Below are 16,171 nucleotides of genomic sequence, written 5' to 3'. Positions count from 1 at the left end.
CCGACGATCAGGAGCCCGGCATGCCCCGCTGGAACAATCTCGGCGATCTTATCGATCGCTCCCTCGACCTCGACCGCACGGCGGTGATCGACCTGCATCGGCCGGAAAGCCCGCTCGTCCTCACCCATGCCGAAGTCGACGGCCTCGCCAACGGCGTCGCGCGTCTGCTCACCGGTGCCGGCCTGCCGCGCGGCGCGGCGGTCGCCATCCTCTCGCTGAACCGGGCCGAGTACATCGCGGCCTATTTCGGCATCATGCGCGCCGGCTTCGTCGCCGTGCCGGTCAATACCAAGGTGGCGCAGGACACGATCGACTATGTGTTTCAGGATTCGCGCATCGCCTTTGCTTTCGCGGATGGCGCGCGTCGCGCGCAGGTGCCGGCCGGCGTGCCGGTTGTCAGTTTCGACGATGACGGACCGGATGGCTTTGCGGCGCGCGCGGTACCCGGGCCGTTCCACACCGTCGTGGTCGCCGCCGACGAGATCGGCCAGATCCTCTACACATCCGGCTCCACAGGCCGGCTCAAGGGCGTGCCGCTCACCCATTTCGGCCAGCTCTGGGCGCTGGAGCAGACGACGGCTGCCGTCGAGCGCGAGACCGAGCGCTCGATCATCGCCCAGCCGCTGTTCCACATGAACGGGCTGTTCCAGAGCAAGAGTGTCTTCGCGACCAACAATGCGGTGGTCTATCTGTCGGGTTTCGAAGCGAAGAGCTATATCGACGCGCTGGAGCGCTACCAGGTCACGAATGTGATGGCGGTGCCCACCATGCTCGCGCGTGTCGTCAAGGAAACGGAGGTGCTGAAGGGTCGCGACTTCTCAAGTCTGCGCCGGATCAGGCTTGGTTCTGCACCGCTGACGCTGGGTCTGATCGAGCGCATTCGGTCGTTGTTCCCCGGCATTCCCGTAACCAACGGCTTCGGCACGACTGAGGCCGGGCCTGCCGTGTTCGGCCCTCACCCTGGAGGTGTCCCGCAGCCCCCGCTCGCGGTCGGCTACCCGCTGGCCACCGGCGAGGTGAAGCTCGTCGACGGGCCGGACGAGAACGAGGGAGTGCTGCTGATGCGCAATCCCGCCGTCACACCCGGCTATCTGAATCTGCCGGGCAAGAGTGCCGAGGTGCTCGACGAAGGCTGGTATCGCTCCGGCGATGTCTTCCGCCGCGACGAGAACGGCTTCTACTTCTTCGTCGGGCGCGCCGACGACATGTTCGTCTGCTCGGGCGAGAACATCTATCCGGGCGAAGTTGAAAAGCTCCTGGAGCGACATCCGCAGATTCAACAGGCGGCCGTCGTGCCGCTCCCCGACGAGGACCGCGGTCAAGTGCCGGTGGCCTTCATTGTCCGCCGCGAGCCTGACGCCAGCGCTGTCTCCATCGGCGTCGACGGGGTAAAGCATTTCGCGATCGAAAACGGCCCGGCTTACCAGCATCCGCGGCGCATCGAGTTCGTTGCCGACTTGCCCTGGGCCGGCACCAACAAGATCGACCGTCGCGCTCTGATCAATCGTGCGCGCCAGCTCGAATCCGCGCGTGGCTGGTCGCTCTGACATGCGCGTACATGCGGGAAAGCTCGCGCTGGTGACCGGCGCGAGCCGCGGGATCGGCCGCGCCATCGCGGAGCGGCTTGGGGCCGATGGCGCCTATGTCATCGTTCACTACAACAGGGCGGTCGAAGAAGCCGAAGTGACCCTCGCTTCCATTCGTTCATCCGGCGGGCAGGGCATTCTGGTTCAGTCGGACCTGGCCGAGGCCGAGGGCGCGAATGTACTTGTGTCCCGCGTCACCAGCGTCCTCACCACGCAGTTTGCCGATCCCCGCCTTGACATCCTCGTCAACAATGCGGGGGTTGGCGGCGGTGCTCCGTTCGCTGATGCAACTCCGGTAGATTTCGACCGGACCGTGACAGTGAATCTTCGGGCGCCCTTCTTCGTCATCCAGGGTCTCTTGCCGCATCTGCGCGACGGTGGCCGCATCATCAACATCTCCTCGATAGGGACGCGCGCTGCCTTCGCGCATATGGCCGTCTATGCACCAGCCAAGGCTGGCCTTGAGGCGCTGACGCGCATTCTTGCCAACGAACTGGGACGGCGCGGCATAACCGTCAACGCGGTTTCGCCCGGTGCGACAGCGACCGACATGAATCCTCGCGCGCGAGATCCAAAGACGGCTCAGGCCGTGGCCAGCACAATCGCCCTCGGCCGGGTTGGGCGGCCGGCCGATATCGCGGCCATTGTTGCAGTGCTGGCTTCGCCGGATGGTGCCTGGATCACGGGCCAGACCATCGATGCCAGTGGCGGCCAGCGTTTGTGACGGTGTCGGTGATGAAGGGATGACATTGCGTGCACTGAAGCTGTACGCCCGCAATTGGTGCAGCACTTGGCGGCCGCTGTTTCCAGACATGCGCGCAATCTTCCAGCTTCCTCGCACATTCGACTGGACTGCTGGAGCGAAGAGAGCGTGTGTGTGACCGGCGCGAGGGCGCAGGTTGCGGCAGGTCGGCGATGGTGACGAAGCGGAAGGACCGGACCGAGCGGGCAGCACCTTCGGCCTCGGCGGCCGAGCCGAAGCTCGGCCCGACAGACCAAGCTTGAGAAGGTCATTCACGAGGCCGCGGCAGCGGGCAACAAGGTCGCGGCCGCCGCCTCTCAGCAGCGTGCCAATCGCGAGCGGCTGGTCCAAGCGATCGTCAAGGCGCGCTCGTGGCTTGATGATCTGGTCGCCGGGCGTGTCGATGGTGTTGATGCGCCTGCCGCGCGAGAGCGCAAGAGCAGCCGCAACATCCGCATGATGATCCAGCTTGCATTCCTTGGCCCCGAGATCGTCGAGGCGGCCGTCTATGGTCGACCGCCTGGCAGCATCGGCGCAACAGAGATCGTCCGCGACCACTCGGTGGCATGGGCCGAGTAGCGCCGGCTCCTGGGCGTCTGTGCTGGTGACGGCGTCCGACAGGCTTGGCACCAGTCGTTCGTGCCTCGGCAATCTGCATTTCGCGGCCGCGCCCGGTGATCACTTCGAGCCGGCGGGCGGCCGTTTTCTCGTCCTCACCGTATCATCGGATCCGATGTTCGGCCGGCTATGCGAGGCGATGGCGATGCCGCCCCTGCCGCCGGCGAGCGGTTCCTCACCCGCGGCAAGCGTTGGGCGAATATCGAGGCGCCTAACGCCATTGTCGGGGAGTGGATCAGGCGATCACCCGTGGACCATGTGTGCGCCCGGCTCAACCAGCTCGGTCTTGCCCACTCACTGGTCTATTCGGCGGCCAAGATCATGGCCGCCCCGCAATTGCCGCGGGCGCAGCCATGACTGAGGTCGAGAATGCTCGCGTCGGGATACTCAGGATTCAATCCCCCGGCCGCGGATGATCGGAGCGCCCGCGCCGGACGTCCGACCTGCGCCAGGCCTCGCCCCTAGATTCCAGGGCGCGTTCTTCCCCAGTTTTGAGGTAAGGAGGCCCCCGATGGGCAAAGCGAACTTCACCGATGACTTCAAGCGCGGCGCAGTTCTTCAGATCATCAAGCGGGGTGACCTGCCACTGATTTGTCATCCAGCGGCAGTTAGAGCCTAGGTTGGTTTTTATCCGAGACTGATCTTTGGACCATCCGTGCGTTCCGTCTGGTCGGCTCAACATGCCCGCAGACCATTCCGGTGACGATCATACCAGGATTCGGCACGTCCGGATGGGGTGGGTTTCTGTTCTCCACCGTCTGCCTTGGGCCAGTCGCGGATGAACGTATCGTTGCCTGCCGGTCTCGGCCGTCACCTCAGGCAATGGGCACAGGTCCAAGGCCGATCAGGGAGTCCACGCCCCGGCAATCTGCGGGCTGATGCGCAACTGGTCGATTGCGCGACGGGCGATATGGTCGATGATCGCCTCGACGCTGGCGGGGCGCCGGTAGAAGGCCGGAACGGGCGGCATGATCACGGCGCCCATCTCGGTGACCGCTGTCATGGCCCTGAGGTGGCCGAGGTGCAGCGGCGTCTCGCGCGCGAGTAGAACCAGCGGCCGCCGCTCCTTCAGCTGCACATCGGCGGCGCGCACCAGCAGGTTGTCCGACAGGGAATGGGCGATGGCCGCCAAGGTGCGCATGGAACAGGGCGCGACGATCATGCCGGCCACCGGATAGGACCCCGAGGCGATGGTGGCGCCGATGTCGTCGATGCCGTGGGCAACGTCGGCGCGGGCCCGCAGCCGGTCCGCGGCGGCGGCATTGATCTCGTGGGCGAGTGTCCGCTCGGCGGCGGACGATATGACGAGGTCGATGGCGACGCCGAGGGTTGCGAGGAGTTCGACGATCCGCACCGCGATGACCGCGCCCGACGCGCCGCTGACCCCGACGACCACGCGCGGCGTCATGGCTTTCGCCCCGCCAGGTCCGCGGCGATCCTCGGCCACAGGGCATCGACCCGCCGTTCGACGTCCTTCGGCATGGAGAGGACGGCACCCCATTCGCGATGCGTCTCCGCGCCGACCTTCGTCGTCGCATCGATGCCGAGCTTGCCGCCGAGCCCCGCCTCAGGCGAAGCGAAGTCGAGATAGTCGATCGGCGTGCGGTCGATGACGACCAGATCGCGCGAGGGATCGAAGCGGGTGGCGATCGCCCACATCACGTCGCTCCAGTCGCGCACGGCGATGTCGCGGTCCACGACCACGATGGTCTTGGTGTAGCTGAACTGTGCCAGCATGCCCCACAGCGCCATCATCACCCGGCGGGCCTGGCCGGGATAGCGCTTGTCGATGGAGACCACCGCCGTCCGGTAGGAGCAGGTCTCCGGGGGCAGCCAGAGATCGCCAATCTCCGGGATCTGCCGACGGATCATGGGGAGAGCCAGCTCGTTGAAGACGGCGCCGATCACGGAGGGCTCGTCCGGCGGCCGCCCGGTATGGGTGGTCAGATAGAGCGGGTCCGTGCGGGTTGTGACGGCGCTGACCCGCATGAGCGGGAAGTGTTCGACGGCATTGTAGTAGCCGGTGTGGTCGCCATAGGGGCCTTCTGGCGCGCGCTCGCCGGGGTGCACCCAGCCCTCGATGACGATCTCGGCGTCGGCCGGCACCATCAGCGGTACGGTGACGGCCGGCGCCAGCCGCGGTCGCTCGCCGCGCAGTACGCCGGAGAAGCGGATCTCCGACACGGTCTCTGGCAGCGGCAGGGCGGCGGAGAGCATGGTGGCCGGGTCGGTGCCGATCGCCACCGCCACCGGCATGGCCTCGGTCCGCGCCTCCCAGGCCCGGTGATGGGCGGCGCCGCCGCGATGGGCGAGCCAGCGCAGGATCGCGGTGTCGCGGCCCGCCACCTGCATGCGATAGACGCCGAGATTGTAGCGTCCGGTGTCGCCCCATTCGCCATCCGGCGGTCGCGTGACGACCAGCGGCCACGTGATGAGCGGGGCGGGCTCGCCTGGCCAGCAGGTCTGCACCGGCAACATCGCGAGATCGGCTGCAAGGCCAACGTGACGAACCTCCTGGCAGGGAGGAGAACGGACGACGGCGGGCCGGGTCGACAGCGCCGCCTGGATCATCGGCCAGCGCGACAGGGCGTCCTTCAATCCGTCCACGGGCGCGGGCTCGCGCAGCGCCGCCAGCAGCTCGCCGAGTTCGCCGACGCGCTCGCGGCGGACGCCGAGGCCCGCGGCAACGCGCTCCTCCGTTCCGAACAGATTGGCGATGACGGGCATGAGGGCGGGGCGGCCGCCGACCATTGCGGCATCGAAGCGCAGGGCCGGCCCTCCGGCGCGCAGCATCCGCCGCTGCACTTCAGTCATGTCGAGAACTGTGTCCACCGGCGTCGCGACGCGGGCGAGATCCTCGTGCGCCGCGAGAAAGGCCAGAAATTCCCGCAGGCCGCGAAACCGCGGATGATCCCGCTGCACCCGAAAGTCCTCTCTGGCATGCGACGATCTTGCTTCCTGACCAGCCTTCGAGGTCGGCGCCTTGAGATGGCGCAAAGACGCGGCCTCGCCGACCTGCCGTAAGTTCACCATGGATCAGTCCGAACGCATCCCGACGTTTCCGGCGGCCGCCGCATTGCTGCTGCGTGGGATACCGTCCATCGTGATCGAGACGCTCCTGTCCCGGCTCGTTGCGGTCGCCACTGAGCGCCATCCGCGCCTGTTCGACAGGCTGGGCGTGCATGCCGGTTCCCGCTACCTCATCGATCCCACGGACCTGCCTTTCGTCGTCATCCTTCATCCCGCCGCGACGGACGGCCGTTTGCGCGTCCTGCCGCGCGATACGACGCAGCTCCGGGACGCTCGCATCGGCGGGCCCCTCGCGGCCCTCCTCGGCCTCGTCCATGGCAGCTATGACGGCGATGCGCTGTTCTTCTCTCGCGACCTGGTCGTCGAGGGCGACACGGAGGCGGTCCTTGCGCTTCGCAACGCCATCGACGACGCCGAGATCGATCTATCGGCCGAGGCCCTTCACGGCCTCGGCCCCCTGCGCGCGCTGGCCGCGCCGCCGGTGTCCCACATTCTCCCCCTCGTCGAACGCCTGACCGGCGTCAGCCTGTCGAGACCGAACCGGGGGGGCCTGCAGCATGGCCGGTGAACGACTCGAGATCGTCTGCCCGGCCGGCACGCCGGCCGCCCTGCGGACGGCGGTGGATGCCGGCGCCGACAGCGTCTATTGCGGGTTCAACGACGAGACGAACGCCCGCAACTTCCCCGGCCTCAACTTCTCGCGCGCCGAGATGGCCGAGGGCATCGCCTATGCCACCGCGCGCGGCGTGAAGGTTCTCGTCGCCATCAACACCTTCCCGCGCGCCGGCAGCGAGGCGCTGTGGCACGCCGCCGTAGATGACGCACTCGGTTGCGGGGCGCATGCGGTGATACTCGCCGACACCGGCTTGCTGGCCTATGCGGCCGAGCATCATCCGGGCCGACGCCTGCATCTCTCGGTCCAGGCCGCGGCCTCGAACGCTGACGCCATCAACTTCTACGCCGAGACGTTCGGCATCCGCCGCGTCGTGCTGCCGCGTGTGCTGACGGTCGAGGAAATCGCGGCGATCAATCGCGAGATCGAGGTCGAGACCGAAGTGTTCATCTTCGGCGGGCTCTGCGTCATGGCGGAGGGGCGCTGCTCGCTGTCGTCCTATGCGACCGGTCGCTCCCCCAACATGCACGGCGTCTGCTCTCCGGCGAGCCATGTCGCCTATTCCGAGGAGTGCGATGATCTCGTCGCGCGCCTCGGCGGCTTCACCATCCATCGCGTGCCAAAGGCAGTCGCAGCGCCTTACCCGACGCTGTGCAAGGGCTGCTTCCAGACCGAGCACTATCGCGGCCACATCTTCGAGGATCCGGTGAGCCTTGATGCCGCGACACTGATGCCGCAGCTCGTCCGCGCCGGCGTCCGTGCCCTGAAGATCGAGGGCCGGCAGCGCAGCCGCGCCTATGTTGAGGCCGTGGTTCGCGCCTTCCGCAAGGCTAGCAGGGCGGAAGCAGCAGGCCTGCCCATTCCGGCCAGCGAACTGTGGCGCCTGACCGAAGGCCAGCAGACGACGGCCGGCGCCTATCGCAAGGCCTGGCGTTGAGGCGCGGGCGGAGAACGTCATGGAACTGACCGTCGGGCCACTGCTGTTCCACTGGGCCACCGATGCCTGGAGTGACTTCTACGCTCGCCTCGCCGACGAGGCGCCGGTCGATCGGGTGGTCATCGGAGAGGCCGTCTGCTCGAAGCGCCTGCCGCTCTATGCCGACCGCGTCCTCGAGGCCGCGGAGCGGCTGGAACGGGGCGGCAAGAGCGTTGTGCTCGCCTCGCTCGCGCTCGTCACCCTGCCACGTGAGCGGCGGGCCGCCGCCGGGCTGTTCGCTCAGAACGACCACGAGGTCGAGATCGACGACCTAACGCTGATGCGCTGGGTCGGCAAGGACCGGCAGGCGGACAAGCCGGCCTTCTCGATCGGGCCGCTCGTGAATGTCTACAACGAATCGACGCTCGGCTTCTTTGCCGGGCGTGGTGCACGGGCGGTCTGCCTGCCTCCGGAACTGCCCTTCGCTTCGGTGGCAAGCCTTGCCGCGGCGGCCCGTCCGCTCGGCATCGGGGTCGAGGTATTCGCCTTCGGTCGTGTGCCGCTGGCCATCTCGGCCCGTTGCTATCACGCCCGCGTCCATGGCCGGACCAAGGATTCCTGTCAGTTCGTCTGCGATCAGGACCCCGACGGAATGGTGGTCAAGACCCTCGACGGCCAGGACTTCCTCGCCGTGAACGGCGTGCAGACGCTGTCCTACAATTGCTGCAACCTGATCGACGACGTCGGGACGCTGCGGGGCGCCGGCGTCACTGCGCTCCGCCTGTCGCCGCACAGCGGCGATTTCGTCGCGGTGTGCCAAGCGTTCCGGCATGCCGTCGACGGCAGTGGCGATGACCGGTCTGCCGTTCTGACAACGCAGGTTCCGACCATGCCATACTCGCGTGGGTTTATGTTCGGATCGACCGGAGCGCAGCAATCCCGCACACTGAATCAGGGGTGAGCAGGCAGTAGCCGGCGATGTGATCGGCCGCATCGTCAACGGCGATTGGCCGCCCGTCGGGATTGCCCGGACCCACCCAGATGCCGAGCTCGACCTCGTAATCCAGTCTGCGGCTCGGACCGAACGTCGGCACGTCCGCGCCCGGCGGCTTGGTCTGAGCGATACGGCGAGATGCCAATGCCGTGGAGATTACGCCAGAGGACGTCGTCCAGTCCGGCTAGCCCCGTTCACCCGTCTCGCGCGCCTGCGACAGAAGCCACGTTCGAAACGCCAAAAACGCGGTGTCCTTGAGGAGCTCTGATCGATAGGTGAGATAATAGCCGAGCTCTCGCCTGAGCACGGCTGCGCACGGCTCATAGAGCGTACCCGCATTCAGTTCGCGGGTGAGGTGCTTGCGCTGGCCAAGGACCACGCCTGCCCCGCTTTCCGCCGCTTGGTAGGCGACGCTCAGCTCTTCAACATAGATCGACCGACCGCCTTTCACATCCCGGCTGCCGGCCACAGCCAACCATTCATTCCAATCCCCGGGAAAGCCGCGCAGATGAATGAGCGGCATGGCCTTGACGACTTCGGGAGGATAGGGAGCGCCGTGCGGAGCAAGAAGGCTCGGCGAGCATACCGGACAGAGTTCGTCCCGAAACAGCAGATCGGCTGCAACACCGCGCCAATGGCCGCGACCGTATCGAATCCTCGCTTCAGATCCGTCGGGGACCTTGCCGTGCCCGTCGTGGGCCGACGTCAGGCGGAGGTCGATGTCCGGGTGCTCGGCGTGAAGTTTCGGCATTCGTGGCAGGAGCCAGCGAGAGGTGAAGCCTGAATAGGCTTGCAGCGTCAGGACACGCAGGCGCATCCGTTGAGCTGACAGGACCCTGGTCGCTTCGTGGATGTTCTGGAGGGACGAGCGGACCTTGCGCGCAAACTGCTCGACGCCTTCGCAGGGCACCAGCCCGCTCCCAGTGCGCTCGAAGAGCGCGAAGCCCAGATGGTACTCGAGCGTCGCGATCGCCTTACTTGCGGCTCCTTGCGTCACTCTGAGCTCCTGAGCGGCGCGCGTAAAACTCAAGTGCCGCTCCACCGCCTCGAACACTCGGATCGGATTGAGCGGCGGGGTTTTTGCACCCCACCATTATAACTATCTTTCATGACGGTCGGATTATTACTCGTTTGTTCGGCATGGCAAGGAGGTGTGAGTCTCGCCTCCGAGATCGAGATATCCAACTCGCGGCCGCGTGTTCATAGGCCTCGGTATGCGCTCTGGTTCTCAAAAGGCTCAGGAGGAACCGCAACCATGCTGTCGAGGCGTTCAGTTCTAGCGTTTGCACCTGCCATTCTGACCGGCATCGCGTTCCCGCGTCCTGCCGGCGCGCAGGCGGCCCCCAACCTCCGAATGGTCGTGCCCTATGCTGCCGGCGGCCCGACCGACATCCAGGCCAGGCTCCTTGGCGAGCATCTCGGGCGATCGCTGAACCAATCCGTGGTCGTGGAGAACCGGACGGGGGCGGGAGTCGTTGTCGGGACCGACGCTGTCGCCAAAGCCGCTCCGGATGGTCGGACCATCCTGCTCACGACCGTTGCCCACGCAGTCAATCCATCGCTTTTCCCAAGCTTGCCGTTCAATACCGAGAGGGACTTCGCTCCGGTCGCGCTGGTGGCCAAGGTTCCGCTCGTCGTACTGGTCCGGAACGATCTCCCTGCGCGGAACATTCCCGAGCTGATCGCATGGATTCGCGAACGCGGCGGGCAAGCGAGCTATGGCTCGGCGGGCATCGGAAGCGCACCGCACCTAGGCACAGCGCTGTTCCTGATGATGGCTGGGACCGAGGCGCTGCACGTTCCTTATCGAGGTTCGGGGCCAGCGCTGACTGATCTCGCCGCAGGCCGGCTGGATTTCTACATCGACGCGGCGGCCAGCGGTTTGGCACAGGCGAGGGGCGGAACGGTGCGGGCCATTGGCTGGTCCATGCTCCGGCGCAGTTCAATAGTACCAGACCTGCCGACCTTGGATGAGCAGGGTGTGAGGGGCTACGAGGCCTATACGTGGTCGGCGCTCTTTGTGCCTGCGGCGACGCCGAAGGACATCGTGTTGCGCCTGAATGGCGCCGTGCATGAGGCCCTCACGGTGCCGGCGTTGCGGATGCGGTTCGCGGAAATCGGTGCCGAACTGGTGGAACCGGCCCCGCCGGAAGCGCTTGGCGCGTTCGTGAAGGACGAAATCGCCAAGTGGCGAGAAGTGGTGAAGAAGACCGGGATGAGCGTCCAATGACGAGTGAAAGAGCCGCATTTGATGTCCGTTCGCACCGAATGATTCCGGAGCAGCGGTGGTTCGACGATTTCAGGATCGGCGAGCGCTTCTGCCTGCCGAGCCGCACAATGACCGACGCCATCTTCCTGGCCTTCCAGGCCGCGAGCGGCGACAACCATCCGATCCACTACGATCGGGAATTCTGCAAGGCTCATGGACTGCGAGACATGCTGGCCCATGGCTACCAGATCGCCATCCAGACCGTGGCGGGCGCCGGAACCTTTCCGCACATGGTCGAGGACTCGCTCAAGGCCTTCATCGAGCAGTCGAGCCGCTTCCTCCACCCGGTCTTCGTCGGTGACACGCTCTATCCCGCGTTGGAGGTGGACGAGTTGTCGGCCAACCGTACGACGGGCGTGGTGGGATTGAGGAGCACCGTGCACAATCAGGCCGGTGTCCTCGTCCTGGAAGGGCGGCACCGATATCTGTTGCGACGCCGCAAGGATTTCGTCGCGCAATAATCCAAGCCAATGGAAGCGGGCCGGGACTCAGAACCCTGCATCGCTCCGGGCTGGCTGGCGCCAAGGCGCCGGCCCGGCGCTCATTTTTCAAAAGCATTCCGAGAGCGACTTGCCGTCACGCAGTCGAACCGGGCGCTTCAGCTCGCAATCCAGGCTCGCGTAACCTGCTTGATCCGGCGGCGGCGCCCGCCGGATCGAATGGCATTGTTCTTCCGCCTACCAGTTGGGCGCACGCTTCTCGACAAAAGCGCTGAGGCCTTCCTGCGCGTCATCGGTCGCCACGACGTTGCAGAAGTCTTCGACGGCATTGGCAATGCCTCGCCGGTAGTCCAGGTCGTTGGCGCGCATGAAGGCCGCGCGGGCGAGACGCATGACTGCGGGAGATTTCGCAGCGAACACGCGGGCAAGCTTGCGCGCTTCCTCCAGCGCGTCCTTGTCGGGATAGACATGGCTGACGAGGCCGAGTTCGCGCGCCTCGTCGGCGCCGAACGAGCGGCCGCTGAAGAGCAGTTCGAACGCCCGGTGGCGGCCGATGATACGCGGCAGATTGGCAAAATGGATCGCTGGTGTGACGCCGACGTCGATCTCGGGATAGCCGAATGTGGCGCTTTCGCTGGCGATCAGCACGTCGCAGGAAACCGCCAGTGTCATTCCGCCGCCGCGCGCCGTGCCGCTGACCACGGCAATCGACGGCTTGCCGAGATTGTGCTGCGCATCCGAGAGGTCGACATAGAGCCGCTGGACGAAGCGGCGTGCCTCGGCCCCGGCCTTTCCACGCAGGATTTCCAGGTTCAGGCCGGCACAGAAGCGGCGGGGCACCGCGCTGGCGATCAACACGGCCCGCACAGCATCATCGGCGGCAGCGCGCTTCAACGCCGCAATGATCGCCTCGATCATCGGGACGCTCAGCGCATTGACAGGCGCATGGTCGAGGATGATCTCGGCGATACCCCCAGAGCTCTCGTAGCGAATGGCCGTATCGGCGGTCATGGGCGATATCCTCAAACTGTCGTGCGCAACAAAGGCGGGAGGTTCATCCGACCGGCCGTGCGGGGGAGGCCGCGAGCTTGACGATCCCGCGTGTCGCCAGGTCGTCGATTGCCTCGGCGCCATAGCCAAGCCCGGCCAGAATATCGGCGCTGTGCTCGCCAAGCAGCGGCGGCGCCGATCGGGTGCCGCGCGGCTCGCCGTTGAAGGCGACCGGATAGCCAATGCGGGGCAAAGGCCCCAGAAGCGCGTGGTCGGTTTCAACGATCAGGCCGCGCTCGGCTACCTGCGGATGTGCCAGTGCCTGGTCGACCGTATGGATGGGTGCGGAGGGAATGCCGGCGGCACTGAGTGCCTCCAGCCAGGCGGCGACCGGTCGTTGCTTCACCTTGTCCTCAACCAGCGCAGCGGTAGCGTCGAAATTTTCGACGCGGGCTTCATTGGTTGCGAAGGCGGGGTCGGTCGCGCGCGGCTCCATATCCATGACCGCGCATAGTCGGCGCCATTGGGCGTCGTTGCCGACGCCGATCATCAACTCACCGTCGGCGGCGGAAAAGGCCTGGTATGGCGCCAGCGAGGGATGCGCGCTGCCCATCCGTTGCGGGATCTTGCCCGTCAGCCAGTAGCCCTGCGCGAGATAGCCCATCAGACTCAAGGAGGTGTCGAGCAGCGTGACCTCCACGTAAGAGCCACGTCCGGTCTGCGAGCGTTCGAGCAGGGCGGCCAGGACGCCGCTGACGGCGTGCAGGCCAGTGCCGATATCGACGGGAGAAAAGCTCGCCCGCGTGACGTTGCCGCCCGGCTCGCCCATGGTGCTGATCATGCCGCTGAAGGCTTGCAGCATGACATCGTAGCCGGGGCTGTCGCCGAGCGGACCGCTGCGGCCATAGCCGGAAATCTCGCAATAGATCAGGTTGGGATTGAGTTTCGACACCGTCTCGTAGTCAACGCCGAGCCGTTGCGCCGTGCCGCCGCCGAAGCCCTGAAGCACGACGTCCGCCTTGGCGACCAGCGCGTGGACGATCGCACGGCCCTCGTCGGACTTCAGATCGACGGCCAGGCTGCGCTTGTTGTGGTTGACCGCCAGGAAGAGTCCTGACTGCTTCTCTCGCTGAGGCAGCCAGCCGCGTGTGTCGTCGCCGCCGTCGACAGGCTCGATCTTGATGACGTCGGCCCCGAGGTCGCCGAGATATTGACCGCACAGCGGTCCGGCCAGGACCTTGCTGAGATCGACGACGGTGATGTTTCGCAGCGGTTTCATTGCAGTTCGTCCAGGAGACGCCGAAGTTTGGGTTGCCGGCTGGCGGGCATGCCGCGGGAGCGAGGCACGATCGCCAGCCATGTGATCGATCCGCCGTTATTTGGCGGGCTGCAGGCCGATGTCGCGGGACACGCTGGCCCATCGGGCACATTCGCGCGTGATGAAGGCCGTCAGGTCGCGCGGCGGCACGATCACCGGCTCGGCGCCGCGCAGGCGCAAGGCGTCGGCATAGTCCTTTCGGGCCATGACCTTGCCGAGGGCGTCCTGTAGACGTTCCACGATCGGCTGGGGCGTTCGTGCGGCCACTTGCAGCGAAAGCCAGAACGTCAGATCGAATCCGGGAAATCCGATCTCCCGCATGGTCGGCAGATCCGGCAATTGTGGCATCCGCGTCGGCGAGGTCACCGCCAGGCCGCGGACGGTTCCCGCCCGAACCTGCTCGACACTGGTCGTCATGCTGTCGAACAGGAAATCGACCCGGCCGCCCATCACGTCGACCAGAGCCGGAGCGCTGCCGCGATAGGTGACGGGAACAGCCTCGAACCCGGCGATCTTCTGAAACAGGGAGCCGAGAATATGTGACGATGACCCCGGTCCGAACGTGGCGCATGTCAGCCCGCCGGGCTTCGATTTGGCCAGCGCGACCAATTCCGCAGCCGAATGGATATTCATGGCCGGATTGACCACCAGCACGTTGGGCAGCGAGGCGGTCGTGCTGATGTGGGCCAGTTCCTCCATCGGCCGAAGCTGGGCCTCGGGGTAAAGAATGGGATTGACGGACAGCATGGTCACGGTGGTGTGCAGCAGCGTATAGCCGTCAGGCTCCCCCTGGATGACCGATTGCATGCCGAGGTTGCCGTTCGCGCCCGCGCGGTTCTCGACGATCACGGGCTGCCCCAGAACCTCGCTCAGCGGATTGATGAGAAGGCGCGCGATAAAGTCGGAGGGCCCGCCGGCCGCAAACGGAACCAGCAGGCGCACGATCTTGGACGGCCACGCCTGTGCGCGTAGGGGCGTGGGAGCGAATGGCGCTCCCGGGGCGGCAAGGCTTATGGCTCCCGCAAGCGCGGTCCTTCGGTTGATCGTCATGGCTTCCTCCGTGACGGCTTCTTCTTGGCCGGAGCGTCCTGACCGTCGCGTGTGTTCCGCGTCCTGGCCAATCCGCTCGCCTGCCCGTTCTCAGGCCGGCAGGAGGAACTTCCCTGCTTCCAAGCAATATCGCAAAGACATATTGACAATAGTAGCTATAGCGAATCCATATATCTAATGGACGCTAGGACGCTTCGCTATTTCACCGCCGTCGCCGACGACGGATCGTTTTCGCGGGCCAGCGAGCGGCTCGGCATCGCCCAGCCGGCCCTGAGCCTGCAGGTCAGGAAGCTGGAAGCCGAGCTTGGCGTCGAATTGTTGTGGCGTACCGGGCGCGGTGTGGTTCCGACCGCCGCCGGAGCCAAGCTTCTGACCCATGCGCGCGAGATTTTGCGGCGTCTCGATGTCGCTCGGGAAGACCTGCGCGGTGAAGCCGCCCAGCCGATCGGCCGTGTTGCGATCGGGCTGGCCCAGTCTCTCGCCGTGGCCCTGACGGTGCCGATCGTGAAGGAGGTGGTCCGCGCCTGGCCGCGCGTCTCCCTGCTGATCAATCAAGGCAGCACCGGATATATCCCGGGATGGCTGCGCTCCGGCCATCTCGACCTTGGGTTCATGTTTCAAGCCGATACCGGTCAGGGGCTGCACTACCAGCCCCTTGTCGACGAGGAACTGTTCTTTGTTGGACCAGCGCAGTCCCTGCCGATAGAGGCGGGGCATGGCGCCACGACCGGTGCCTTCCCCTTTGCGGACCTGAAGCACTATCCGCTCATACTGCCGGCGCGCATGCACAGCCTTCGCGAACTGATCGACGGATATGCGCGCCGTTCCGGGGTCAATCTGCATGTCATCGCCGAGGTCGACGCCGTGCCGCAACTGAAGGATCTCGCCATGGCCGGGATCGGCCATACGATCCTCTCCTATTCGTCGGTGCGGGATGAACTCGCTTCGGGACGCCTGTCGGGGGCCCGGATCGTGGAACCTCTGGTCGAGAGGTCGGTGTTTCTGTGTCGACTTGCTAGCGTCCCGCCCTCCAACGCGGTGCGGGCGGTCGAAGACCTTGTCCGCCGGACCGTGACGTCTCTCGTGAGCGAGGGCCACTGGCCGGCGCGGATATCGCAGAGACCTTCGTTTGAAAAATAGCAGAAGGTGGCCGGTGACCTGATCGAAAACACTCTGACGCTCGCTCAAGCCTGAGGGGAAAATGGTGTCAGGTCAATGAGTTGATGCCATGAGGGCCGAAGGGCATTACATCGCGCCAGGCAGGCCCATGCAAAACGCCTTCGTCGAGAGCTTCAACGGGCGCTTCCAGGACGAACGTCTCAACGGCACGCTGCTTTCGACGCTCGCCGAGGCCCGGAGCGCTATCACCTCATGGAAGGAGGATTACAATCATCACCGACCACACTCGGCGCTCGGCAACATGACGCCGGCCCAGTTGCCGAACAGGGCCGAAAAGGCGAACGCCAACCGGGGCAGGCGGCGATGACCGCGCAGCGCCCGGGTTTGACGGCGCAAGGGCGCGCGGGCCACGGAGGGCCGGCCCCTGCGTGGTGATATGCCGAAGGTCTATCATCCATCCGATGGATTTGAGGGACCATTGACAAG

Annotated in this window: 16 protein-coding genes and 1 pseudogene; 10 read left to right on the top strand and 7 right to left on the bottom strand. The window is 65.8% G+C overall.

The features are described 5' to 3' along the window. The first annotated feature begins 20 nt into the window (after positions 1-20). The 3 genes from JNK84_RS19650 (at position 21) to JNK84_RS19640 (ending at position 2,907) form a co-directional block, all read left to right on the top strand. Entirely contained in the window at positions 21-1,547 is a 1,527-nt protein-coding gene (locus JNK84_RS19650; protein ID WP_293427084.1) for a class I adenylate-forming enzyme family protein, read from the top strand. Continuing rightward, a complete protein-coding gene (locus tag JNK84_RS19645; RefSeq protein ID WP_293427081.1) occupies positions 1,531-2,310 on the top strand; it encodes an SDR family oxidoreductase in 780 nt (259 codons plus the stop codon). The genes JNK84_RS19650 and JNK84_RS19645 overlap by 17 nt, the downstream gene beginning before the upstream one ends. Positions 2,311-2,784: 474 nt before the next feature. After that, complete coding sequence (locus JNK84_RS19640; RefSeq protein WP_293427078.1) at positions 2,785-2,907, top strand: hypothetical protein; 123 nt, start codon at positions 2,785-2,787, stop codon at positions 2,905-2,907. A gap of 883 nt (positions 2,908-3,790) precedes the next feature. Here the strand turns inward: JNK84_RS19640 and JNK84_RS19635 are convergent. Then, a complete protein-coding gene (locus tag JNK84_RS19635) occupies positions 3,791-4,354 on the bottom strand; it encodes a UbiX family flavin prenyltransferase (RefSeq protein ID WP_293427075.1) in 564 nt (187 codons plus the stop codon). Continuing rightward, positions 4,351-5,868: a UbiD family decarboxylase gene (locus JNK84_RS19630; RefSeq protein WP_293427071.1), complete on the bottom strand. Its 1,518-nt coding sequence runs from the start codon at positions 5,866-5,868 to the stop codon at positions 4,351-4,353. Before JNK84_RS19630 ends, JNK84_RS19635 begins: the two co-directional genes overlap by 4 nt. Positions 5,869-5,977: 109 nt before the next feature. Between JNK84_RS19630 and ubiT the strand changes: the two genes are divergently transcribed. The 3 genes from ubiT to ubiV are packed head-to-tail and all read left to right on the top strand — an operon-like array spanning position 5,978 to position 8,466. Next, a complete protein-coding gene (gene ubiT, locus JNK84_RS19625; protein ID WP_293427068.1) occupies positions 5,978-6,544 on the top strand; it encodes a ubiquinone anaerobic biosynthesis accessory factor UbiT in 567 nt (188 codons plus the stop codon). Continuing rightward, positions 6,534-7,526, top strand: a complete 993-nt coding sequence (gene ubiU / locus JNK84_RS19620; RefSeq protein WP_293427065.1) for a ubiquinone anaerobic biosynthesis protein UbiU — start codon at positions 6,534-6,536, stop codon at positions 7,524-7,526. Before ubiT ends, ubiU begins: the two co-directional genes overlap by 11 nt. A 19-nt stretch (positions 7,527-7,545) precedes the next feature. Further along, the gene (gene ubiV, locus JNK84_RS19615; protein ID WP_293427062.1) at positions 7,546-8,466 is read left to right on the top strand and encodes a ubiquinone anaerobic biosynthesis protein UbiV; all 921 of its coding nucleotides are present in this window, start codon (positions 7,546-7,548) and stop codon (positions 8,464-8,466) included. Here ubiV and JNK84_RS19610 read toward each other — a convergent pair. Continuing rightward, complete coding sequence (locus JNK84_RS19610; protein WP_441343276.1) at positions 8,414-8,644, bottom strand: fumarylacetoacetate hydrolase family protein; 231 nt, start codon at positions 8,642-8,644, stop codon at positions 8,414-8,416. The two genes, ubiV and JNK84_RS19610, sit on opposite strands and share 53 nt — an antisense overlap. Positions 8,645-8,683: 39 nt before the next feature. Further along, entirely contained in the window at positions 8,684-9,553 is an 870-nt protein-coding gene (locus JNK84_RS19605; protein ID WP_293427056.1) for a LysR substrate-binding domain-containing protein, read from the bottom strand. 201 nt (positions 9,554-9,754) lie between these two features. Here JNK84_RS19605 and JNK84_RS19600 point away from each other — a divergent pair, with 201 nt between their 5' ends. Together JNK84_RS19600 and JNK84_RS19595 are read left to right on the top strand one after the other, a co-directional pair. Next, a complete protein-coding gene (locus JNK84_RS19600) occupies positions 9,755-10,729 on the top strand; it encodes a tripartite tricarboxylate transporter substrate binding protein (RefSeq protein WP_293427053.1) in 975 nt (324 codons plus the stop codon). Next, positions 10,726-11,229 (top strand): MaoC family dehydratase, encoded by a 504-nt coding sequence (locus JNK84_RS19595; protein ID WP_293427388.1) that lies wholly within the window; start codon positions 10,726-10,728, stop codon positions 11,227-11,229. Before JNK84_RS19600 ends, JNK84_RS19595 begins: the two co-directional genes overlap by 4 nt. Before the next feature lie 216 nt (positions 11,230-11,445). On the opposite strand, the gene JNK84_RS19590 is transcribed toward JNK84_RS19595, so the two are convergent. From JNK84_RS19590 to JNK84_RS19580, 3 genes are all read right to left on the bottom strand, one after another. Next, the gene (locus tag JNK84_RS19590) at positions 11,446-12,219 is read right to left on the bottom strand and encodes an enoyl-CoA hydratase/isomerase family protein (RefSeq protein ID WP_293427050.1); all 774 of its coding nucleotides are present in this window, start codon (positions 12,217-12,219) and stop codon (positions 11,446-11,448) included. A gap of 43 nt (positions 12,220-12,262) precedes the next feature. After that, positions 12,263-13,477 carry a CaiB/BaiF CoA transferase family protein gene (locus JNK84_RS19585; protein ID WP_293427047.1) on the bottom strand — a complete coding sequence of 405 codons (1,215 nt, stop codon included), beginning with the start codon at positions 13,475-13,477 and terminating at the stop codon, positions 12,263-12,265. Between the two features lie 96 nt (positions 13,478-13,573). Further along, positions 13,574-14,566, bottom strand: coding sequence for a Bug family tripartite tricarboxylate transporter substrate binding protein (locus JNK84_RS19580; protein WP_293427044.1), 993 nt, complete (start codon positions 14,564-14,566; stop codon positions 13,574-13,576). Positions 14,567-14,743: 177 nt separating this feature from the next. Here JNK84_RS19580 and JNK84_RS19575 point away from each other — a divergent pair, with 177 nt between their 5' ends. Together JNK84_RS19575 and JNK84_RS19570 are read left to right on the top strand one after the other, a co-directional pair. Beyond that, entirely contained in the window at positions 14,744-15,706 is a 963-nt protein-coding gene (locus tag JNK84_RS19575; RefSeq protein ID WP_293427041.1) for a LysR family transcriptional regulator, read from the top strand. 91 nt (positions 15,707-15,797) lie between these two features. Next, positions 15,798-16,001 (top strand): annotated as a pseudogene (locus tag JNK84_RS19570) (integrase core domain-containing protein); the annotation flags it as partial. Positions 16,002-16,171: the final 170 nt, after the last annotated feature.

This window comes from Phreatobacter sp. (genome assembly GCF_016793595.1).
In the GTDB taxonomy this organism is placed as follows: Bacteria; Pseudomonadota; Alphaproteobacteria; order Rhizobiales; family Phreatobacteraceae; genus Phreatobacter.
Note: the sequence above shows the minus strand (reverse complement) of the source record. Positions and strands in the feature narration are given on the sequence as shown.